We start from the raw sequence: 19901 nt of genomic DNA on the forward strand, positions 1-19901 counted from the left end.
CACCATCCCCGAACCCCGTCTCGGCGCCGACATCCGGCCGATGCTGCTCGACCCCGGCATGGACCTCACGCTGCGGCCGATGCGGTACCCCCAGTTCTTCGACCGGTTCAAGGACGCCATCAAGAACACCTGGACCGTCGAGGAGGTCGACCTGCACAGCGACCTCGCCGACCTGCCCAAGCTCTCCCCCGCCGAACGGCACCTCGTGTCCCGGCTCGTCGCGTTCTTCGCCACCGGCGACACCATCGTCGCCAACAACCTGGTCCTCAACCTGTACCAGCACATCAACAGCCCGGAGGGACGCCTGTATCTCTCCCGGCAGCTGTTCGAGGAGGCCGTGCACGTCCAGTTCTACCTGAACCTCCTGGACACATACGTCACCGACGACGCCGAACGGACCGCGGCGTTCGCCGCCGTGGAGAACATCCCGTCGATCGCGCGCAAGGCCGAGTTCTGCTTCCGCTGGATCGACTCCCTCGGCGACCTGCACGAGCTGAAGACCCGCGACGACCGGCGCGCGTTCCTGCTCAACCTGGTCTGCTTCGCCGCCTGCATCGAGGGGTTGTTCTTCTACGGCGCCTTCGCCTACGTGTACTTCCTGCGCTCCCGCGGGCTGCTGCACGGCCTCGCGTCGGGAACGAACTGGGTGTTCCGCGACGAGTCGATGCACATGGCGTTCGCGTTCGACGTCGTCGACACGGTACGGGCAGAGGAACCCGACCTGTTCGACTCCCAGCTGGAGGCGCAGGTCCGCGAGATGCTCGCCGAAGCGGTCGAGTGCGAGGTGCAGTTCGCCGCCGACCTCCTGGAACAGGGCGTCTCCGGGATGTCCCTCGCGGACATGCGCGAGTACCTGCAACACGTCGCCGACCGGCGGCTCGCCACCCTCGGTATCGCGCCGCTGTACGGCAGCCGCAACCCGTTCGCGTTCATGGAACTGCAGGACGTCCAGGAGCTGTCGAACTTCTTCGAGCGCCGGGTGTCGGCGTACCAGGTCGGCGTGACGGGCACGGTCAGCTTCGACGACGACTTCTGAGCGGCGGTGCGCTGCTGTCCTGTGCGGCATCACCGCGCAGGACAGTGGCGACGTCGTCGCAGGCGCATCCGTCCGGGCCGGCGCCGGCAAGCAGCGCCTCTCCCCGTGCGGCGGATGTCAGGGACAACGTCAAGCACGCTGTGACACACGTCGTGGGTGCCCCGGTCCCGAACGTCGCCGGGCACCCGTACGATGGCTCGCAGTGCTGGTTCGCCTCGTTCGCAAGGACGGGGCGTCGTAAGAGGGAACCCGGTGTGAGACCGGGACTGCCCCGCAGCGGTGAGTGGGAACGACCGCCGTCATCAAGCACTGGACCTCTCGGGGTCTGGGAAGCGACGGCCAGTAGGTGGCACCGGAAGGTATCGCGCCCGCGAGTCCGAAGACCTGCCCGCACTGCGCACACCGCCGGTGTGCGCCGCCGGCGACCCCTCGGGAGGGTCAGGGCGGAAGCCGGGCGCGCCGTGCCCTGTCTAGGTGGTGAAAGTGGTGGTTGACCTGGGGAAATGTGGGTTGGCCTGGTGACGGGGCGTGTCACTAGGTGTGGGTGTTTGCGCTGGTCAGCGGTGTGTGGCTAGGTCCAGGATCTTCTTGGGTGGTTCGACGTTGAGCGCGGTGAAGAGGTCGCGCTGGGCGCGCAAGCGAAGACGATCGTGCCCCAGTTCAGCCCGGTGCACGGGGGCTGAACTCGCTCGCTCGGCGGGGGTCCGCCGGCAGAGCCCACCAACCCCCTCGCTCGCCCGCTCACCGAGCTACTGGCGTTGACCTACGGTCCGGCCGCCGTCCTGGCCGATCTGCTGCCACCCGTGGACGGGGTCGGGGGCCGCTGGCAAAACCGCGGTAGGTGACGACGCGCTTGCCTGCGTCGTCACCCACCTGCAGGGCCGCCTTACCAGCCCGGACGCTTCCAGTAGAAGTGGCTCTTCTGCTGGCCTGACCAGATGCTGATCTTGGCGCTGTTGCTCAGGCTCTCACCGTTGACCTGGAGGTACTTCCCGGTGCTAAGGCTCTTGATGACAAAGTTGGTGCCCGAGCCGACGCCCGTCACCAACAGGAAGACGAACGCCTCCGCGTTGTCCTCCGGATTGCACGGCCATTGGATGAGCGCAGTGCCGTTGGCGCTGTTGTTTCCCTTGACCGACAGGCACTTATCGCTGTCCTGGCTGCGCAGATTGTAGTACTTCAGGCCGAGCTTGACGCCCGCGAACTCGACCCGCCACTTCTGGTGGGTTTTGCCGTTGCAGGTGTACTGGGTGGCCTGCACACCGTCGGCGTTCGAACCGCCGGGGATCTCCAGGCACTTGCCGGAGTGGTTGTTGGTGAACGGTTGGTACAGATTTGCCCTTTCATCGCCCACGCCGGGAACGTCGGCCGCCGCTAGGCCGCTGAACGGGTCGTCCTCCGCGCTCGCGGTTCCCGCCGAAGCGAACACGAAGGCGGCCGCCACGCCCAGTGCCACGAGCAGGGAGCCAAGTCTGCTTTTCCTCATGGGGCCAGCGAACCGGGCACGGCCCGCACCCGGCAACGGTTTCGGCCGTTCGATACTGTCCCGAACAGCTGAGACGGGCGCGCGGCTGACGTCATTGCAGCTGAAAGACCTGTCCGAGTGCCGACGAATCACATGGCAGTTGGCGCAGCGTGTCCTGGCCGATCACCGAGTCGGCCGGATACCCCAGACACATCCCGCTGTGCTTCGGACGGATCCGGTAGCCGGTCGCCGGAGAAGTGACGGGCTCCCACCTGTACTCCTCGACGGCTCCATTGCCGCAGGCGCCGTCCTCGACCTCGATGCCGGTGTCCATGCTGCCGAAGGGGATGCCCATGCAGCCCGGACCGAACTGCGGGTGGTCGATGGCGACCCGGTAGATGTCGTCAACGACGTGTCGTAGCGCCATCGAGGGAAACTGCTCCTCGCACGGAGTCTCGTACAGGTGGCCACTACCGCTTCCTCGCTGTTCGGAGAGGCACAGGCCGGAGCGGGCCATCTGCAGGCGGTACGGGCCGGACGGCACCAACGCCTGAGCGCTCGACGGGTTCGCGGGCGACGTGTGTGTTGTGGTCGGCGTTTGCCGGACATCGAAGAGCCCTTCGGCGGCCAGCGCCACGAGCACTACCACCGTGACCGTGCCACCCACCGCGGCCAGCAGCCGGCCACGCTGGATCGATCGGGCGGGTGGGACCGGCGCGCCGCGCTCGTCGGCCCGAACTCCCGAGTCCAGCGTAGCAAGGCTGTCCTCGCGGAACTGTCCGGTCGCCACCTGTTGCCGCACCGACAGCCAGCTCGCGACCGTGTCCTCCTCCGCGCCGCACGCCCGAACGAACGAGGCGACCACGTCCGCCCGGGGCAGGGTGGTACGGGCTAATGCCGCGGCTATCGTGCTGTGCGGCAGGACCTCGCCGCGCTCGCGCGCCTGACGCTCCAGCTGGCGGTAGGAAAAGCCCGACCATACCCGTAGCGAGTGCAGCGCGGCCACGTACTCGGCGGCGCTGTGCACCCCGGCCGGACCAGGCTGAGTGATGTATTTCGATAGATGTGGGCTGATTTCTGGCACTGGACACCCTTCGGAATCTGGGACCACGACAGGATCGGTTGTCCACTTGTCCAGCAGGTTAAAGGGGCCAGGGAGGCTTCGCGCTGAACCGGCCACCCCTCATCGCGCGACGTTTTCGTTTCGTGACCCCGCGTTCCACAGATCAGGTAGCTGACTGGTCCGCGAGATTGTGGGTTGAGCTGGGAAAATACTGGCTGGCCTGGTGATGGGGCGTGTCACTAGGCCGGGGTGTCCGCGCTGGTCAGGGGGTTGCGGGGGTGGCCTCGAAGACGCGGCGGGGGTTGGGCAGGCCGAGCGCGGCGAGGGTCTTCTTCTGGGCGGTGGTGAGTTCGGTGCGCTGGCGGGTTCGATGAGTCGTGCGCTCGAACGCGGTCCCGGCACGGTTGGGGTCGTCGCCCTCACTGAACGGAGCAAGCAGCCGCGCTGGCGGGGAGGCGGTGAACCTGCCGCCCTTGAACACCAGCCAGCGCACCAGTTGTAGGCAGTCCTCGTCACTGAGCACGGGATCTTCGCCGACCTCGGGTACGTCGAAGGCGCCGCACCGGGCCGCAACCGCCACACCGAAGGCACCGCCCCATGAGGGCGGTGCCGAAGATTCGGACCGCCGGCCACCTTCGGGATCTGGGCCAACGGCGTCAACGGCTCGGCAGGGTCATCGAGGCTGAGCGCGACGAGACGTTCTTCGTCATCATCCCCGGAGGCTCGGCGACAGCACGTCGGCCCCGCTCTCCGTCGGTGTCAGGAACAGGGTCATCGGCCACCTGCTTAACCCAGCGGGCCCGTACTTCGTGCTCGGCAGGCTGGCCGTCCCGCAGCAACGGAACTTCGCCGGGCGTGACACGCTCACGCTGGCCGACCGTGGTGGTGAGCAGAACGACGTAGTCCGGGTCGTAGGTACGCGCGGCCTGCAGCAGCGCTGGCGCTACTTCACCTTGCACATGCGGTATGAGGAGGAATCCTCGCCCGCCCCACAGGTGGGTCGCCGCGTGAATGGCCAGCCGCGCCCAGTAGTGCCACGCGCCGCCTCCATCGAAGACGATGGCGACGCGGGGTGCGAAAGCCCGATCTGGGCAACGATCGGCGCGGGGCGGGCATCCTGAACACCCTAAAGACAGTGATCTACCGGCGTGCCGAGGCAGGCCGGACGACCCGAGCCGCCGCGGCGGTGGGAGATGCTGAGCCGGCTGGTCCGGCGCTGGTTCTGCGCTGGTCGGCCATTGGCCGGCCGTCGACTTCCAGGCACGACGAGCGCCGGGCGCCTGCGACAACCGCACTCGTCGTGAGAATGATTCGTGTCTACAGTCCGACAGCTGCGTTCTCGCTCCCGTCTGATCGGTACATGATCGACGCCGCGGCGACCGGCAGCGGCCGCTTGTCCCGGCCCACCGGGACGGTGGTCCCTTACCGCTCGGGACAGGCGCGTGGTGTCCTGCTCGGGCCGGGCCGCATGCCGTCGCCCTGGCCGAACCGGCCGGTGCCTGGCCCGGGAAGCGTCGTGAGACCGTTGGTGAGGAAGTTCTTTGAGACGTAGCTCAACCGGCCGGCGTTGGCTGGCCCTGGCCGTCGTCGCGACGCTGGCGGCGGGTGGCTGCACCGACGACAGCGACCGCGACGACACAGCCGCACGCGGCGCCGTCGACCGCAAGTCCGTCGCCGCCGCCGCTGCCGGCCTGCCCGCCGAGCCGGCGGCCGCGGCGGAGCAGCTCGTCGCGACGATCACCAGCGACCCGGCCGGCGCCCCGGCCGCCACCGCCGAGCTGCTGCGGCGCTCGGGGTTCGCGATCGTGTCCGCGAAAGGGCCGGTCGTCGCCGCCCCGGACGAGGTGACGCTGCTGGACGCGCCGATCTACGCCGAGCTGGTCCCGCTGCTCGCCGAGGCGACGCGGGAGGGCGACAGGTACACGCCGGAGCAGTTCTCGGCGCTGCTGGTGGCCGTCGGGCTGACCGACAAGGCGCCGACCTTCGCGCAGCTCGCCACGGCGATCGGCGGCTGGGGCAAGCAGCCCGGCGACGGCGCGGTGTTCACGACCGCGGGCGCCGCCGTGCGCGCCCTCGCCGCCCAGCACCGCCAGGTGATCCATCCCGCCGCCGACCCGGCCGAGGTGTGGTTCGACCCGTTGCAGACGATCCTCCTGCTCAGCCACGCGACGAGCCGGTTCGCGCTGGTAGCCAAGGGCGCCAAGAACGGCACGGCCGCGCCCGCGCCCGGCCTGTTCGACCGGCTGGTCGGCGGCGGCGTGGCCCACGCGGAGGACCCGAAGGGCGCGTGCGGCGAGTTCGCGGCCCTGTTCGCCGCCCCGGACGACCCGGTCATCAAGGCCAACAGCGACTTCCTGAAAGGGGAGCTCAAGGACCGGCTGGCCGGCGCGATCCTCGGCGAGGGCGCGAAGGAGATCTTCGACAAGGCCAACGAGGCGTGGGGCAAGGCCGGCGCCACGGCCAGCGCGATCATGCTGATGCTCGGCACCCGCATCGACCTCACCGCCGACAAGTCCGCGACGCACTTCAAGCACGCCCCGGGCAGCCGCGGCGAGCACGTGACGCTGACCGCCACCGCGATCTTCGACATCAAGGTCGCCCTGGAGAAGCTCGAATGCTACGCGCTCGCCGGCGTCGAGATGCCGAAGGCCGGGCCGATGGAGGGCCTGACGGTCCGCTGGTCCAGCCAGCAGCCGCAGGTCGGCACCATCCAGAAGGGCGGCGGCCAGCTCTTGCAGGCGGTGGCCGCGGACAGCGCCAAGATGACCCGTGGCGAGAAGACCGGCAAGGACGGCAAGTCCACCCTGGAGGTCAAGCCGCCGGTCGAGGACCCGCCGGGCGAGGGGCCGGAGCTGCGCGGCAAGGCGACGTTCATCGCGGCGCTGGACAAGGAGAGCTTCCCGTTCGAGCTCGGCGACACCTACGGCCTGCTCGGCAACCCGGTCGGCTACGGCATCGGCAAGACCTTCGACCTGCTCCGCGACGTCCTGGTCAAGGCCGGGCTGCCGAGCCAGACGATCACGATCGCGGTCACCTACCACGGCTCGGACATCCTCGTCGCCAAGGGCAGCAACTCCGTGAACCTGATCCTCGCGTCGATTCCCAAGGTGTACGTCGACCTGGTGAGCTGCACCGGCCTGGCCGGGCCGTTCAAGGGCAAGGGCGGCTACAGCGGGGTCGAGTACAGCGAGTTCGAGCAGCTCGCCGGCGCCGTCGCCGGGATTCCCGTCCCGAAGAGCATCGGCGGCCAGGAGAACTCGAACCTCAGCGTCCTGACCAACGACCGGTCCGGCCCCAACCCGTTCTTCATCATGACCGGCGAGGGCGGCAAGCAGTTCCTGGACGGGGTCCTCGACCTCAACCCGGACCGCTACCTGAACACCCGCGCCGAGATCCTCGACGACTGGCGGGTCGGCCGCCCGGTCGGCGAGGTGGAGATCCTCCTGGCCGGCAACTCGTTCCCGCTCAGCGACCTCACCTGGCCCGTCCTGCGGGTCACCGAGGACCCGCGCTGCCCGAAGGTGACGTATGAGTACGACAACCTCTGACCACCGCCGCCGGGTGCTCACCGGACTGCTCGCCACGGTCCTCGCCGGGGGCCTCGCCGCGTGCACCTCGGACCACAAGCCCGCGCCGCGGCCGACGACCGGGGCGGGCGCGAACCCGCCGGGGGCCGCGCTGCCGGCCGGCTTCGCCGGTCTCTACGTCACCCCCGAGGTGATCGCGGTACCGCTGCCCGGCGACGGGCTGCGCATGGTCACGGCGCAGCGGTGCGACCGCCTCGTGGACATGCTGGGCGCCGGCCAGTGGTACGTCGCCGACGAACTGCGCTACCCCAAGGAAGCGGCGGCCTCCCAGGAGGTCTTCGGCGGTCTCGGCCTGATGCCCGCCCTCCTGCTGCGGCGCGGCGACCGGCGGGTGTTCGCCACGATCGAGGGCGCCACGGACTGCACGGCGACCCTCACCACCCTGCCGGCGCAGGAGATCACGGTCAGCGGTGCCGGGATGCCCGGCACCCGCCCGGGCTGGGCGGCCACCACCCGGTGCTACCGCAGCGGCGGCGACCTCAGCGTGTCGTTCTACTTCGACACGGACGCACACGTCGGCGCCATCGGCACCGTCACCATCGCCGCCGACGGCAGCGTCTCCGACGAGGACCTGAGCATCACCGTCGTCCAGCACACCGGCGCCCTCATGAACACCCTGTCCGGCCTCGACTGGTCCGCCCCGAAACCGAAGAAAGGGGTGACCCTCAGCGAACTGACGGCGGAGGACGTCGGCGGCGCGAAGGCGTCGATGACCGGCCCGGCCGAGCGGCCCGCGGGCACACTGACCCTGCCGGCCCTCAGCGACGACGCGGGCAAGCTGGGCGAGGTCAGCATCACCGTGCCGTTCGCCTGCGCGGAGGTCGGCACCCTCGGCGCCTGACGCGTGCGGAACAAGATGCCGTTCTGCGTCACCCGCTGCGGCGCACCGACCCGGTAGTACTCCTCCTCGAAGATGAGCTACTGCCATGTCGACGCCTCGCGGACGCCGTACTCCTTGGGCCACGACACGACCGACCACCGGTCCGCGTGCAGCGCCCGCTCCCACGCCAGGTGCGCGGCGCAGCCCTCCGCGGTGTCCCCCGAGGGCAGCGGCTGCCGCGGCACGTTCGCCGCCAGCCAGTTCCGGGCCTCCGCCCGGAACTGCTCGTCCTGCGCCGACCAGGTCAGGTCCATCTCAGCCCTGCCCCGTCTCGGCGGCGCCCGCTGGCGCCGTGTCACGGTAGTAGCGTAGTTGCGTGCGGGCCACCGTGCGCAGGTGCACCTCATCCGGGCCGTCGGCGATGCCGAGGATCCGGGCGCTGGCCCACATCCGGGCGATCGGGAAGTCGTCGGTGACCCCGCCGCCGCCATGTGCCTGGATCGAACGGTCCAGCACGTTGCGGGCGACCCGCGGCGCGACGACCTTGATCGCGGCGATCTCGGTCGCGGCGTCCTTGGCCCCGCCCCGATCAATGAGCCACGCCGTCTTCAGCACGAGCAGGCGGGCCTGCTCGATCTCCATGCGGGACTCGGCGATCCAATTGCGGATCACGCCCTGCTCGGAGAGCGGGCCGCCGAACGCCTCGCGGGCCATCGTCCGGCGCACCATGAGCTCGAGGCCCCGCTCGGCCATGCCGAGGCAGCGCATCGCGTGGTGGATGCGGCCTGGGCCCAGGCGGGCCTGGGCGATCGCGAAACCGTCGCCCTCAGCGCCGAGCAGGCTCGTCACCGGCACCCGCACGTCGTCGAACCGGATCTCGCAGTGACCGTGCTGGTCGTGGTAGCCGAAGATCGGCAGCGAGCGCACGATCGTCACCCCGGGGGTGGCGACCGGCACGAGCACCATGGACTGCTGCCGGTAGACGGCCGTCTCCGGGTCCGTCTTGCCCATCAGCACGAGGATGTCGCAGCGCGGGTCCGCCGCGCCGGTCGTCCACCACTTGCGTCCGTTGATGACGTACTCGTCTCCGTCGCGCACGATCGAGGTGGAGATGTTCCGTGCGTCGGAGGAGGCCACGTCCGGCTCGGTCATCGCAAAGCCGGAGCGCATCGTGCCCTCGAGTAGCGGTGTGAGCCACTGCTGCTTCTGCTCGGGCGTGCCGAACATGTGCAACAGCTCCATATTGCCCGTGTCCGGCGCGGCACAGTTGAGCGCCTCGGGGGCGAGGTAGGGCGAGCGTCCGGTCTCCTCGGCGAGGTATGCGTACTCGACGTTCGTGAGGCCCGACAGATCAGGCAGGAAGAGGTTCCACAGACCTAGCCTGCGCGCCGTGTCCTTCAGCGCTTCGACGACCGGCGGCAGGACGTGGGACACGCCCCCGTTCACGCGGGCCGCGGCACCGAGCTCGGCGGCGTACACCTTCTCGGCTGGGTAGACATGCTCGGCCATAAACGTGCGCAACGTCGTGAGCAACTCGCTCGAGCGCGGGCCGGGGCCGAGGTCCATCTGGGTCAGGTCGGTCGCGTCAGCCACCGTCACTCCTTGCCTGAGTTCACACGGAGGGCGATCTTGCCGCGAGCGCCACGGTTCATCACCGTGGCGAGCGCGCGGGCAGCCTCCTCGAGCGGGAAGACTTCGCTGACGTGTAGCCTCAGCCGGCCAGCGGCGACCCACTCGAGCAGCGTCGTCATGTTCGCGGCGTTCGCCTCCGGGTTGCGCTTGGCCCAGGCGCCCCAAAGGACCCCCAGCACCGCGCCCTCGGTGAGCAACAGCCGGTTGAACTTCACCTGCGGGATCTCGCCCGCCGCGTAGCCGACGGTGAGGAACCTCCCAGCCCACGAGAGGGTACGCAGCGCCGCGGTGGCGGCGTCGCCACCGACGGGGTCGTAGACGACGTCGGCACCGGCGCCGCTGGTCAGCTCGCGCACCATCGCCGTCATGTCGTCGTAGCCGATGGCGTGGTCGGCCCCGTGCGCCAGGCACAGCTCACGCTTGTCCTCGCTCGAGGCGGCCGCGATCACGGTCGCGCCGAGGGCCTTGCCGATCTGCACGGCGGTGAGGCCGACGCCGCCGGAGGCGCCGAGCACAAGCAGTGTCTCGCCGGTTGCGAGGCCGGCCCGGTCGACGAGCCCGTGATAGGACGTGCCGTAGACAACGGGGATCGTGCTTGCCTCGACGAGGTCGATGCCCTCGGGCAACCGGTGGACCATACGGGCGTCGACGAGCGCCTGCGCGGCGTAGCCGCCGATGCCACAGAAGCCGATGACGCGGGTGCCGACGGGCGGGCCGGTCACCCCGTCGCCGAGCGCCGCGACCGTGCCGGCGACCTCACAGCCGGGCACGAACGGCAGCTCCGGCTTGGTCTGGTAGGTGCCGGCGACGATAAGGCCGTCGGGAAAGTTCACCCCGGCGCCGACGACGTCGACGAGCACCTGCCCGGGGCCGGGCTGCGGCTGCGGCCCGTCCGTCACCGTGAGCACCTCGGGATCCCCGAGCTTACGGACCACCATCGAACGCACGGCTCAGCCCTCGCTGCCCGAGCGCGCCGCCTTGTCGGTGCCGGCGAACTCGTCGCGGATCCGGTCGGCGACCCCGGTGAGGTTCAGCTCGAACGTGAAGCCCTGCTCGAAGCGGTAGCTGCGGTTGACGTCCCACAGGTCGATGCCGTTGAGCGAGGCCTTCGCGGCCCGGATGACGGTGGGGTTCTTCGCGGCGATCTGGGTCGCGACCGCGAGCGCCGCCTCGCGCAACTGCTCGCGGGGTACGATGCTGTGGACCGTGCCGTACGCGTGCAACTCCTGGGCGGTGGCCGTGGCCGAGGTGTAGACCATGGCGCGCATCCGGTGTTGCGGCACTATCCGGGACAGGTGGGTCGCGGCACCGAGGGCGCCGCGGTCGACCTCGGGCAGGCCGAAGGTGGCGTCGTCGGAGGCGACGATGACATCGGAGTTGCCGACCAGCCCGATGCCGCCCCCGAGGCAGAAGCCGTTGACGGCGGTGATGACCGGGACGGGGCACTCGTAGACGGCCTTGAACGCGGCGTAACAGCCGCGGTTGGCGCCGAGCAGCGCAGTGAATCCGTCGGTGTGCTGCATCTCCTTGATGTCGACGCCGGCGTTGAAGCCGCGGCCCTCGGCGCGCAGCACGACGACCCGCACCGACTCGTCGGCGCCGGCGGCGTCGAGGGCGGAGGCGAGTGCGAACCAGCCGGCCACGGGCAGTGCGTTCACCGGTGGGTTGTCCACGACGATCTCGGCGATGCCGTCGGTGTGGATGGTCGTCGTCACGGACGGGTGGGTGGTGGGGGTCATCCCTGCTCCTCGGTAGTCCCGGGCTGCTCGCTGGTCTCGGGTGTCGCGCCCGCGAAGGGTGGCGTCAATGCCTAGGGCGGCCTGTTGCACAAGGTGGCCCGCCACAGCCGGCCATCCCTGATGGAAAGGTCCTAGGGCAGCACGAACGTCGCCCATACGGTGACGGCCGTGTCGCCGGTCTGACGCCGGCAGGTCAGCTCGACGTCGACGCGGCCCTCACGACCGTCCTCGCCGTCGAGCACGTAGGTGCGCAGTGGAGCACCCTCGAGCGTGAGGGTGTCGCCCGGCCACACCTGGGCCAGGAACCGGATGCGGAAGTCCCGCACGTTGGGGCCGCCGAGCCAGTCGGTGGCGAAGGTGCCGAGCAGGCTCGCCTGCCACATGCCCACCGAGAAGGGGCTCGGGAACCCGGCGGCCGTGGCGAAGACCTCGTCGTGGTGGATCGGGTTCATGTCGCCCGAGGCGCCCTGGTAGCGGACGAAGTCGGTGCGGGTCACCGGGCCGTAGGTGCGCGCCGGAGGGGTCGCCGGGACGGGCAGGCCGGCCTCGGGCGGGCCGGGCCGGGCGGTGGAGGTCGTGTCGCTCACGCGGAGGCTCCGTCCTGTGTCGTGCCCTCGGTGTCCGGCGGGCGGGCCGTCTCGACACCGGTGAGCTTGGCCTGGGCGACGAGACGCCCGGTCTCGTCGCGGAAGTCGGTGTACATCACGGCGAAGGTCATCTCACCGCCGCGGCGACCCACCTTGGTGTAGATCTCGCCGATGCGCGACTGGCAGGTGAGCCTGGTCCCGGCGCGAGGCGGCTCGCCGAAGAAGGTGTACTGCTGCTCGGCGTGCAGGCCGCGCTGCTGGTCGAGGTCAACCGCGGACCACGGGTTGGAGTCCTCGTCCTGCCAGAAGAAGGTCGTCGTGAGGAACGTCGGCTGCACGACCGGCTGCTCCTCCTGCAGGTAGGCCGCGTCGGCCGCCCCGGTGGCAAGCGCGAATTCGCGGATCTTGCCGCGCTCGACGTCGAGCCGGAAGGGGGCGCCGGTGACGCCCTGCGCGTCGGGATTGGCCACGACGAGCTCCTTTCGTTGGTCAGGTGCGTGCTGGCGGCACCGCCGGCGCGCGCCGGGTCGTCACGGGTGCTGGCTCGAGACGGACACGACCTCGCCGGTCATGTACGACGAGTAGTCACTGGCGAGGAATACGATGACGTTGGCGATCTCCCACGGCGTCGCCGCCCGGCCGAAGGCCTCCTGGGCCGAGAGCTGGGCGAGCAGCTCGTCACTGGTCACCTTGGCCAGGTGGGCGTGCATCGCGATGCTCGGGGACACCGCGTTGACCCGGATGCCGTGCTCGGCGACGTCGAGGGCCGAGCACCGGGTCAGCGCCATGACGCCGGCCTTCGCCGCGGCATAGTGCGCCTGCCCCTTCTGCGCGCGCCAGCCGATGACGGATGCGTTGTTGACGATGACCCCCTTGCCCGCCGGGATCATGTGCCGCAGCACCGACCGGGTCGCCTTGAACGTCGAGGTCAGGGTCACCGACAGGACGGAGTCCCACTGCTCGTCGGTCATGTCCTGCACGGCCGCGGTGCCGCCGAGGCCGGCGTTGTTGACCAGCACGTCGATGCCGCCGAACTCGGCGGCGACGGTGTCCATGAGGTGGTCGAGCTGGGCCTGGTCGGTGACGTCGCAGGGCACCGCGAGCGGCCGGTGCCCGGTGAGACGCTCGATCTCGTCGGCCGACTCGGTGAGGCGGCGCTCGTGACGGTCGCTGACAGCGACCCGCGCGCCTTCCTCGGCGGCGCGGCGGGCCGTCGAGAAGCCGATACCGGTGCCAGCCGCGGCGGTGACGAGCACCGAGCGCCCGGAGAGCAGCCTGTGGGCGGGGCCGGCCCAGTCGGCGGTGGTGTGACCGGTGTCAGCCACGGGTGGCCATCTCCTTTGCGATCTCCTCGACGCTCCAGCGGGCGCCCTTGTCGACGGTCCAGTCGTAGCTCCATGGCGCGAAACGGCGGATCTCGCCACCCTTGGCGTAGTACACCTCGCCGGTCACCGGCGCGGCGGCGGTGAGCAGCCAGGCGACGAGCGGGGAGACGTTGCCCGGGTGGTAGACGTCGAACGCGCCCGCGTCGGCCGGGGCGGCGACCATTTCCCCGATGCCGGGCAGGTCCTGGGTCATCCGGGTGCGCGCGACCGGGACGATCGCGTTGACGCGTACGCCGTAGCGGCCGATCTCCTGGGCGAGGATGACGGTGAGGGCAGCGATGGCGGCCTTGCCCGCGCCGTAGTTCGTCTGCCCGACGGCGCCGATGAGTCCTGAGGTCGAGGAGACGTTGACGATCGAGGCGACCGGCCGGTTGCCGGCCTTGGACTCGGTGCGCCAGTGGTCGGCGAACACCCGGCACGGCGCGAACGTCGAGCGCAGTTGCCCACGGATCACGGCGTCCCAGTCGTCCTCGCTCATGTTGACGAACATCCGGTCCCGCAGGATGCCGGCGTTGTTGACGAGGCCGTCGACGCGCCCGTAGGTGTCGCGGGCGAGCGCGAGCAGCTCGCGGGCGCCCTCGGTGGTGGAGACGTCCGCGGTGCTGGCCAGCACCTGCCCGCCGGCGGCCGTGATCTCGGCGGCGACGGCCTCGACGACCGAGGGGTCGCCGCCGGTGCCGTCGGCGGCGGCGCCGGTGTCGGCGACGACGACCGAGGCACCCTCGGCGGCGGCGAGCAGCGCGTGCTCACGGCCGAGGCCCCGGCCGGCGCCGGTGATGACGACGACCCGTCCCTGCAGTGCTCCCATGACTAGTTCTCCTCGTGTGCGGCCGGGATCGACGCGACCGGCGCGGGCGCGCCGAGCCGGTCAAGGATCTGGGTGGCCTCGCCGATGATGCGGTCGATGAGCTCGGCGACGCTCGGGACGTCGTCGATGAGCCCGACGACCTGGCCGGTGGCCATGACACCGACGTCGGTCCTGCCCTCGAGCAGGGCCGACCGGTAGAGCATCGGAGCGTTGGCCGCCATGACGACCTGGCTCCACGTCAGGTCGTGGGCCTTGCGCATGGCCAGGCCCTCCCGGACCATGTCGCCCCACGGCGCGCGGGACAGCTTCCGGAAGGCGAAGGCGTTGCGCACCGCCCGCAGCAGCCGGCCGGGAGCGGAGGTGCGCTCCAGCGCCTCGACCGTGCCGGCCCGCAGCACGCGCTGCGGCACGCCGTCGACCTGCAGGGTCAGGACGGTGTCATTGACCGTCTTGGACAGGTAGACGTCCTTGACCGACGGCTGGACCGGCGAGTCGCTGGTGAGCAGGAAGCGGGTGCCCATGGCGATGCCCTCGGCGCCGTACGCGAGCGCGGCGACGAGGCCGCGGCCGTCGAAGAAGCCACCAGCGCCGATGACCGGGATGTCGACGGCGTCGACGACCTGGGGCAGCAGCAGGCTGGTGGGCACGCCGCCGGTGTGGCCACCACCCTCACCGCCCTGCACGATGACGGCGTCGGCGCCCCACGCGGCGACCTTCTCGGCGTGGCGGCGCGCGCCGATCGACGGGACGACGACGAGGCCGGCGTCCTTGCACTTGGCGATGAGCTCCTGCTTGGGGGCGAGCGCGAAGGAGGCAACCTTGACTCCGGCCGAGATGAGCAGGTCGATGCGCTTGACGACGTCGGGCTGGTCGGCGCGGATGTTGACGCCGAACGGCGCATCCGTGCCGGCCTGGATCTGGCTGACGGCCACGACGAGCTCGTCGTAGGACAGCAGGCCCGCCGCAAGGATGCCCAGCCCGCCGGCGTTGGCCGTCGCGGTGGTCAGGCGTACGTCGGAGACGTAGCCCATGCCGGTCTGGACGATCGGATACCGCACCCCGAACAGGTCGGTCGCCCGGGTGCGCAACGTCGGATGCGATCCCTGGCTCACGTGCGGATCTCGCGGTCGCGCAGCGAGCGGGGGTCGATGACCTCGCGGATGAGGCGCAGCTCCTCGGCGCTCGGCTCGCGGGTGGCCGGGACCTCGTCCTCGACGTGCACGTCACAGCCGGTCGCCGCACGGAACTCCTCGAGCGTGACACCGGGGTGCAGGCTGAGCAGGCGCATCGCGCCGTCGGGGCCGCCGAAGTCGAGGACCGCGAGGTTGGTGACGACACGGCGCAGGTCGTGGTACGTGCTCGCGGCCGGGCCGGCGGCGCGGGCGTTGTCGGTGCCGACGCCGGAGACCATGTCGACGGTCGGGACGAAGACGCGCGTGGAGTGGTTGGGCACCCAGTAGCTGGTCGGGTGGTAGACGCTGTTGCCAGGGGCGCCGCGCACGCCGATCAGCTGGGCCTTGGGCTTGGCGTAGTCGCCGATGGCCGAGATGTTGGTGTTGCCGTGCCCGTCGATCTGGCTCGGGATCATCATGACATGCCGCTTGCCGTGCCAGACGAGGTCGAAGATCGTGCGGAACGGGCTCCAGCCCTCGACGACGACACCCTCGGTGGCGTGCGGGTCCGCGCCGATCTGCCAGCTGCCGGAGACGAAGCGGGCCTCACCGTCGGTGAGCAGCAGGTCGGGGGCGACGGTGAGCCGGGCGAGGCGGACGCCGATGGCCGGGATCGTGCCGAAGGCACTGGCGATGAACTCACCGTCGCCGGCGAACGCCTCCGCCACGGCGACCGCGCAGTACTCGGCGCGAGTCACCGGCGCGCCGGCAGCGGCGGCGCTGCTCGCGGGCTGGTCTGCGGATTCGGTCACGGTGCTGCTCATGCGGCCTCCTCGGCTCGGGCGGTCACGGCCGCCTGGTAGTCATCCTCGGTACCGGACAGGTACCGCTTCTCGAAGGCGGCCCAGGCCTGCCGGTCGCCGGCGGCCTTGACGTACTCACGCTGGAAGGCCTCGTCGCGCTCGTAGTCGGGGGCGCAGGAGGTGAAGTGCGCGCCGTTGGGGGTCTCGACGACGCCGGTGACGAGCTGACGGTTGATCTTGATGGTCGCCGGGTGCACGGTGGCGCTGAGCTCGGCCGTGGGCACGATCCGCTCACAGGACATGAAGGCCTGTTCGGCGGCGAGGCAGTAGAGGTCGTCGAAGTACGGGTCGGGCCCGAGGAACTGGCCGTTGCCCTGGGCGTCGGCGCGGTTCATGTGGACGAGTGCCACGTCGAGGCGCAGCGACGGCATGGCCACGAGCTGCTCGGTGCCGTAGGGGTCCTGGACGAGCTTGAGGGTCGGGTTCTGCTTCATCACGTCCGACCCGAGCCCGGCGCGGGTCGGCAGGAAGGGCAGGCGGATACCGGCGGCGTAGAGCCCCCACTGGAGCATGCCCTCGTCGTACTCGGCGACCTCGACGGCGCCCTGCTGCCGCGCGGCGCGGAAGTGCGGGTCGAGGGCGATGCTGTCGAGGGAGACGAAGCCGAAGACGACCTTCTTGACCTTGCCTGCGGCGCAGAGCAGGCCGACGTCCGGCCCGCCGTAGCTGACGACGGTCAGATCCTTGAGGTCGGAGCGCAAGATCTCGCGGACGAGGGCCATGGGCTTGCGCCGCGAGCCCCACCCCCCGATGCCGACGGTCATCCCGGATTCGAGCCGCGAGACGACATCGCGGGTGGTCAGAGTCTTGTCGGCCATATGTCCCTCGTCGTTCCGTCTGTCGGGGCACTGCTCCAGCGCGGTGGCGAGCGGTGCGAGAGGTGAGTCACGTGCCGGACATCCGCAGTCGATACCGGCGAAGCAAGCGCTTGGTTGGTAGGTTAACAGCCGGCAGGAAAGGGTCAAGGCCCTGAGACGAAGGAGGATGCAACGATGGACACAGTCGTGTGCGAGCGCGTCGACGCGGTGGGTGTCATCAGGATCAACCGGCCACGGGTGCGCAACGCCCTCGACCCCGATACCCTCCTGGCGATGACCGACGCCCTGCTCGGGTACGACGCGAACCCGGGCGTGCGCACGGTCGTGCTGACCGGCACCGGCGAGCTGTCCTTCAGCGCCGGGATGGACCTGCGCGCCGCAGCCGAGGGGCGCCTGGTCGACGTGGCCCGCTCCCCGCTGACGCTGCTGCGCGGCGGTTACCGCAAGCCGGTCATCGCCGCGGTGAACGGGCCCGCCGTCGGCGGTGGTTTCGAACTCGCCCTCGCCTGCGACCTCGTCGTCGCGGCCGAGCACGCCTACTTCGCACTACCCGAGGTGGGGCGCGGCATCGCCGCCTCCGAGGGCGGCACCGACCTGCCGCGTCGCCTGCCGCTCGCCGTCGCCCTTGAGATCGGGCTGACGGCCGAGCCGCTTCCGGCGGCCCGGGCCTATGAACTCGGCCTGGTCAACGCCGTGGTCCCCACCGGCGAGGTCCTCCCGCGCGCCCTCACGCTCGGCGCCCGGATCGCGACCCACTCCCCAGCGGCGGTGCTGGCGACCAAGCGGCTCATGCACCTGAGCCTGGACACCCGCGAACACGACCTCGCCGCGGCCAACCGGATCGCGACCCTCGAGCTGCTCGCCGGCCCGGACGCCGCCGAAGGCGCGGCCGCGTTCGTCGCCAAGCGCCCGCCGCGGTGGGCGGACGTGCCCTGAACGTTCAGCGACGCGCCGCCGCGATCTGCTCGCGCATCCACGTGATCGAGCGGGTCACCGCCGGCTCGGCGCCCTCGGCCTCGATGGCCGGGCCGAGCAGCTCGACGTCGACGATGCCGAGGTAGCCGGCCCGCAGGACGGTCCCCAGCAGGTTCGCCATCGGCAGGTCAGCGTCCCCGGGCACCCACCGGTTCGGAAAGATCGAGGTGCCGACCCGGAAGTCGGACACCTGCAGGATCTCGATCTGCGCGACCCGCTCGCGGATCAGGTCGGTCAGGCCCCGCTCCTGCCAGCAGCAGTAGAGGTCGAGGCAGATGCCGATGCCGCAGAGGTCGGCCAGGGCGAAGGCGTCCCGCGCGGTGTGGGTGAAGCTGAGGTCGCACCTGACCGGCAGGGTGTTCTCCACGCCGAGGCGCACTCCGTGCTCGCGGGCGGTGGCCACCACCGGGGCGATCCGCTCGGCGAACCGGTCGGCCGCCCCCTCCCAGGTCAGGCGCGCCGACGGGCCCGACGTGAGGTAGACGAGGTCGGCCCCGAGCGTCCGGGCGTTGACGACGCCGGCCTGCAGCGCCGCGACCTGCCGCGCCCAGCCCGGCCCGTCGTCCGGGTGGGCGGTGAAGCCGTGGACGAGGTAGCCGAGCCGTACGTCGTGCTCGGCGAGCAGGTCCCCGAGGGCCGCCACGCCGAAGGCGGCGACCTTGCCGCACTGCAGGCCGACGAGGTCGGTGCCGGTGCGCCGGTACATCGCGATTTCCTCGGGCAGCGCCCAGGACATCGCGGCCATGCCGCTGACACAGGTCGGGTTGATCGTGGTGGACATCGGGCTCCTACCGGTTCGGGTGCCGGGCGTTCAGGTGTGGGGTCTGTCGAGGTGCACGGTACGCCAAAACCAACCAAGCGCTTGCTACGCTCGTCCGACAACGAGGAGGCGCTCCAATGACAGCAGCAGGCCAGGCGCAGACAGGTCCGGCCCCGAGCGGCACCACCCGGCCCGCCGGTCTCCCGGCGGGGGTCGACGCCTGGCTCGGCCGCGCCGTGCCCGAGCTGCAAGGGAACCTGCGGCACGAGCTCATCGCGGGGGGACGCTCCAACCTCACCTACCGGACCACCGACGCGGCCGGCCACGTCGTCGTGCTGCGACGCCCGCCGCTCGGGGACCACCCGGCCACCGCGCACGACGTGCTGCGCGAGGCGCGGATCCTGCGGGGCCTGCACGGCCACCTCCCGGTGCCGCGCGTGCTCGCCGTCGAGGAGACGGGCGAGGTGGCCGGCGCCCCTCTCGTCGTGCTCGAGCACCTCGACGGCACGGTCCTGCGCAGCCCCGCCGACGTCGAGCGGCACACCACCGAGGCCGACCGCGCGCGCATCGGCCCGACGCTGGTCGACGCCCTCGTGGCCCTGCACGGACTCGAGCCGGACGTCATCGGGCTCGAGGGTCTGGCCCATCGCCGTGACTACATCACCCGCCAGCTCAGGCGCTGGCACGAGAACTGGCACCGGACCAGGATCCGCGACCTGCCCGATCTGCAGACCGCGCACGAGCACCTCGTGGCCACGGCTCCCGAGCAGTCCCGCTCGGGGATCGTGCACGGGGACTTCCGCCTCGACAACTGCATGCTCGACCACCGGTGGCGGGTGCAGGGCGTGCTCGACTGGGAGCTGACCACGGTCGGGGACCCCTTGGCCGACGTCGGCCAGCTGCTCGTCTACTGGGCGCAGGCCGGCGACGCGGCGCGTGCGCTGCACGACCCGGCCACCGTCCTGCCCGGCTTCTCGACCCGCGACGAGCTGCTCGCCCGGTACTGCCTCGCCACCGGCACCGACGCGGCCCGGATCGACTACTTCGTCGCCTACAACTGGTGGAAGACCGCGTGCATCGTCGAGGGCGTGCACACCAGGGTCGCGCAGGGCGCGATGAGCGGTGGTGACCGCACCGCGGCATCGTTCGCCGAGCAGGCGGCCGCCCTCGCCGGCCGGGCCGCGACCCTCGCGGCAGCGCTGCGCCGGCGCTGACCCTCGCCCGGTCGCGTTCGTGACCGGGCACCTGTCC

At 70.8% G+C, this 19901-nt stretch carries 21 protein-coding genes and 1 riboswitch; of the genes, 5 read left to right on the top strand and 16 right to left on the bottom strand.

What is annotated here, in order from left to right; translation table 11 throughout:
* Positions 1–40: 40 nt before the first annotated feature.
* A complete protein-coding gene (locus AB0I21_RS26660) occupies positions 41–1036 on the top strand; it encodes a ribonucleotide-diphosphate reductase subunit beta (protein ID WP_360565173.1) in 996 nt (331 codons plus the stop codon).
* Between the two features lie 189 nt (positions 1037–1225).
* A riboswitch (cobalamin riboswitch) is annotated at positions 1226–1443 on the top strand.
* Positions 1444–1922: 479 nt separating this feature from the next.
* On the opposite strand, the gene AB0I21_RS26665 is transcribed toward AB0I21_RS26660, so the two are convergent.
* The 4 genes from AB0I21_RS26665 to AB0I21_RS26680 form a co-directional block, all read right to left on the bottom strand.
* Positions 1923–2522, bottom strand: a complete 600-nt coding sequence (locus tag AB0I21_RS26665; RefSeq protein WP_360565110.1) for an RICIN domain-containing protein — start codon at positions 2520–2522, stop codon at positions 1923–1925.
* Positions 2523–2613: 91 nt separating this feature from the next.
* Positions 2614–3585, bottom strand: coding sequence for a hypothetical protein (locus AB0I21_RS26670; protein WP_360565111.1), 972 nt, complete (start codon positions 3583–3585; stop codon positions 2614–2616).
* A gap of 241 nt (positions 3586–3826) precedes the next feature.
* A complete protein-coding gene (locus AB0I21_RS26675; RefSeq protein WP_360565113.1) occupies positions 3827–4087 on the bottom strand; it encodes a hypothetical protein in 261 nt (86 codons plus the stop codon).
* Positions 4088–4220: 133 nt separating this feature from the next.
* Positions 4221–4523, bottom strand: a complete 303-nt coding sequence (locus AB0I21_RS26680; RefSeq protein ID WP_360565115.1) for a hypothetical protein — start codon at positions 4521–4523, stop codon at positions 4221–4223.
* 582 nt (positions 4524–5105) lie between these two features.
* Here AB0I21_RS26680 and AB0I21_RS26685 point away from each other — a divergent pair.
* Both AB0I21_RS26685 and AB0I21_RS26690 read left to right on the top strand, forming a co-directional pair.
* Positions 5106–7112 (top strand): hypothetical protein, encoded by a 2007-nt coding sequence (locus AB0I21_RS26685; RefSeq protein ID WP_360565117.1) that lies wholly within the window; start codon positions 5106–5108, stop codon positions 7110–7112.
* Entirely contained in the window at positions 7093–7992 is a 900-nt protein-coding gene (locus tag AB0I21_RS26690) for a hypothetical protein (protein ID WP_360565118.1), read from the top strand. Before AB0I21_RS26685 ends, AB0I21_RS26690 begins: the two co-directional genes overlap by 20 nt.
* A gap of 77 nt (positions 7993–8069) precedes the next feature.
* Here AB0I21_RS26690 and AB0I21_RS26695 read toward each other — a convergent pair whose 3' ends face one another.
* The 11 genes from AB0I21_RS26695 to AB0I21_RS26745 all read right to left on the bottom strand — a co-directional run bounded on the left by AB0I21_RS26695 (position 8070) and on the right by AB0I21_RS26745 (position 16915).
* Positions 8070–8285 (bottom strand): hypothetical protein, encoded by a 216-nt coding sequence (locus tag AB0I21_RS26695; RefSeq protein ID WP_360565120.1) that lies wholly within the window; start codon positions 8283–8285, stop codon positions 8070–8072.
* 1 nt (position 8286) lies between these two features.
* Positions 8287–9537, bottom strand: a complete 1251-nt coding sequence (locus tag AB0I21_RS26700) for an acyl-CoA dehydrogenase family protein (protein WP_360565175.1) — start codon at positions 9535–9537, stop codon at positions 8287–8289.
* Between the two features lie 29 nt (positions 9538–9566).
* Complete coding sequence (locus AB0I21_RS26705) at positions 9567–10541, bottom strand: NADPH:quinone oxidoreductase family protein (RefSeq protein ID WP_360565122.1); 975 nt, start codon at positions 10539–10541, stop codon at positions 9567–9569.
* A 12-nt stretch (positions 10542–10553) separates the two neighbouring features.
* Positions 10554–11342, bottom strand: a complete 789-nt coding sequence (locus AB0I21_RS26710; protein WP_360565124.1) for an enoyl-CoA hydratase family protein — start codon at positions 11340–11342, stop codon at positions 10554–10556.
* Positions 11343–11473: 131 nt separating this feature from the next.
* Positions 11474–11929, bottom strand: a complete 456-nt coding sequence (locus AB0I21_RS26715; protein WP_344510816.1) for a MaoC/PaaZ C-terminal domain-containing protein — start codon at positions 11927–11929, stop codon at positions 11474–11476.
* Entirely contained in the window at positions 11926–12399 is a 474-nt protein-coding gene (locus tag AB0I21_RS26720) for a MaoC family dehydratase N-terminal domain-containing protein (RefSeq protein ID WP_360565126.1), read from the bottom strand. The genes AB0I21_RS26715 and AB0I21_RS26720 overlap by 4 nt, the downstream gene beginning before the upstream one ends.
* A gap of 60 nt (positions 12400–12459) precedes the next feature.
* Complete coding sequence (locus tag AB0I21_RS26725) at positions 12460–13254, bottom strand: SDR family oxidoreductase (protein ID WP_344510820.1); 795 nt, start codon at positions 13252–13254, stop codon at positions 12460–12462.
* A complete protein-coding gene (locus tag AB0I21_RS26730) occupies positions 13247–14122 on the bottom strand; it encodes an SDR family NAD(P)-dependent oxidoreductase (protein ID WP_360565128.1) in 876 nt (291 codons plus the stop codon). The genes AB0I21_RS26725 and AB0I21_RS26730 overlap by 8 nt, the downstream gene beginning before the upstream one ends.
* A gap of 2 nt (positions 14123–14124) precedes the next feature.
* Positions 14125–15234 (bottom strand): nitronate monooxygenase, encoded by a 1110-nt coding sequence (locus AB0I21_RS26735; RefSeq protein WP_360565130.1) that lies wholly within the window; start codon positions 15232–15234, stop codon positions 14125–14127.
* Positions 15231–16058, bottom strand: a complete 828-nt coding sequence (locus tag AB0I21_RS26740; protein WP_344510826.1) for a CoA-transferase — start codon at positions 16056–16058, stop codon at positions 15231–15233. Before AB0I21_RS26740 ends, AB0I21_RS26735 begins: the two co-directional genes overlap by 4 nt.
* On the bottom strand, positions 16055–16915 hold the full coding sequence (locus AB0I21_RS26745; RefSeq protein ID WP_360565132.1) for a CoA-transferase: 861 nt from the start codon (positions 16913–16915) through the stop codon (positions 16055–16057). Before AB0I21_RS26745 ends, AB0I21_RS26740 begins: the two co-directional genes overlap by 4 nt.
* A 174-nt stretch (positions 16916–17089) precedes the next feature.
* On the opposite strand from AB0I21_RS26745, the gene AB0I21_RS26750 reads away from it, so the two are divergent.
* Positions 17090–17851: an enoyl-CoA hydratase-related protein gene (locus AB0I21_RS26750; RefSeq protein WP_360565134.1), complete on the top strand. Its 762-nt coding sequence runs from the start codon at positions 17090–17092 to the stop codon at positions 17849–17851.
* 4 nt (positions 17852–17855) lie between these two features.
* Here the strand turns inward: AB0I21_RS26750 and AB0I21_RS26755 are convergent, their stop codons facing one another.
* Entirely contained in the window at positions 17856–18671 is an 816-nt protein-coding gene (locus AB0I21_RS26755) for a sugar phosphate isomerase/epimerase family protein (RefSeq protein WP_360565135.1), read from the bottom strand.
* A gap of 116 nt (positions 18672–18787) precedes the next feature.
* Between AB0I21_RS26755 and AB0I21_RS26760 the strand changes: the two genes are divergently transcribed.
* Positions 18788–19864, top strand: coding sequence for a phosphotransferase family protein (locus AB0I21_RS26760; RefSeq protein ID WP_360565137.1), 1077 nt, complete (start codon positions 18788–18790; stop codon positions 19862–19864).
* Positions 19865–19901 lie beyond the last annotated feature (37 nt).

Source organism: Dactylosporangium sp. NPDC050588 (assembly GCF_040654975.1).
GTDB lineage: Bacteria > Actinomycetota > Actinomycetes > Mycobacteriales > Micromonosporaceae > Dactylosporangium > Dactylosporangium maewongense.

Coding starts and splice junctions, on each gene's coding strand:
- AB0I21_RS26660 (WP_360565173.1), top strand. CDS start 41: ATGCTGCTCGACCCCGGCATGGACCTCACGCTGCGGCCGATGCGGTAC.
- AB0I21_RS26695 (WP_360565120.1), bottom strand. CDS start 8,285: ATGGACCTGACCTGGTCGGCGCAGGACGAGCAGTTCCGGGCGGAGGCC.
- AB0I21_RS26745 (WP_360565132.1), bottom strand. CDS start 16,915: ATGGCCGACAAGACTCTGACCACCCGCGATGTCGTCTCGCGGCTCGAA.
- AB0I21_RS26705 (WP_360565122.1), bottom strand. CDS start 10,541: ATGGTGGTCCGTAAGCTCGGGGATCCCGAGGTGCTCACGGTGACGGAC.
- AB0I21_RS26690 (WP_360565118.1), top strand. CDS start 7,093: ATGAGTACGACAACCTCTGACCACCGCCGCCGGGTGCTCACCGGACTG.
- AB0I21_RS26740 (WP_344510826.1), bottom strand. CDS start 16,058: ATGAGCAGCACCGTGACCGAATCCGCAGACCAGCCCGCGAGCAGCGCC.
- AB0I21_RS26750 (WP_360565134.1), top strand. CDS start 17,090: ATGGACACAGTCGTGTGCGAGCGCGTCGACGCGGTGGGTGTCATCAGG.
- AB0I21_RS26760 (WP_360565137.1), top strand. CDS start 18,788: ATGACAGCAGCAGGCCAGGCGCAGACAGGTCCGGCCCCGAGCGGCACC.
- AB0I21_RS26700 (WP_360565175.1), bottom strand. CDS start 9,537: ATGGACCTCGGCCCCGGCCCGCGCTCGAGCGAGTTGCTCACGACGTTG.
- AB0I21_RS26710 (WP_360565124.1), bottom strand. CDS start 11,342: ATGACCCCCACCACCCACCCGTCCGTGACGACGACCATCCACACCGAC.
- AB0I21_RS26665 (WP_360565110.1), bottom strand. CDS start 2,522: ATGAGGAAAAGCAGACTTGGCTCCCTGCTCGTGGCACTGGGCGTGGCG.
- AB0I21_RS26730 (WP_360565128.1), bottom strand. CDS start 14,122: ATGGGAGCACTGCAGGGACGGGTCGTCGTCATCACCGGCGCCGGCCGG.
- AB0I21_RS26755 (WP_360565135.1), bottom strand. CDS start 18,671: ATGTCCACCACGATCAACCCGACCTGTGTCAGCGGCATGGCCGCGATG.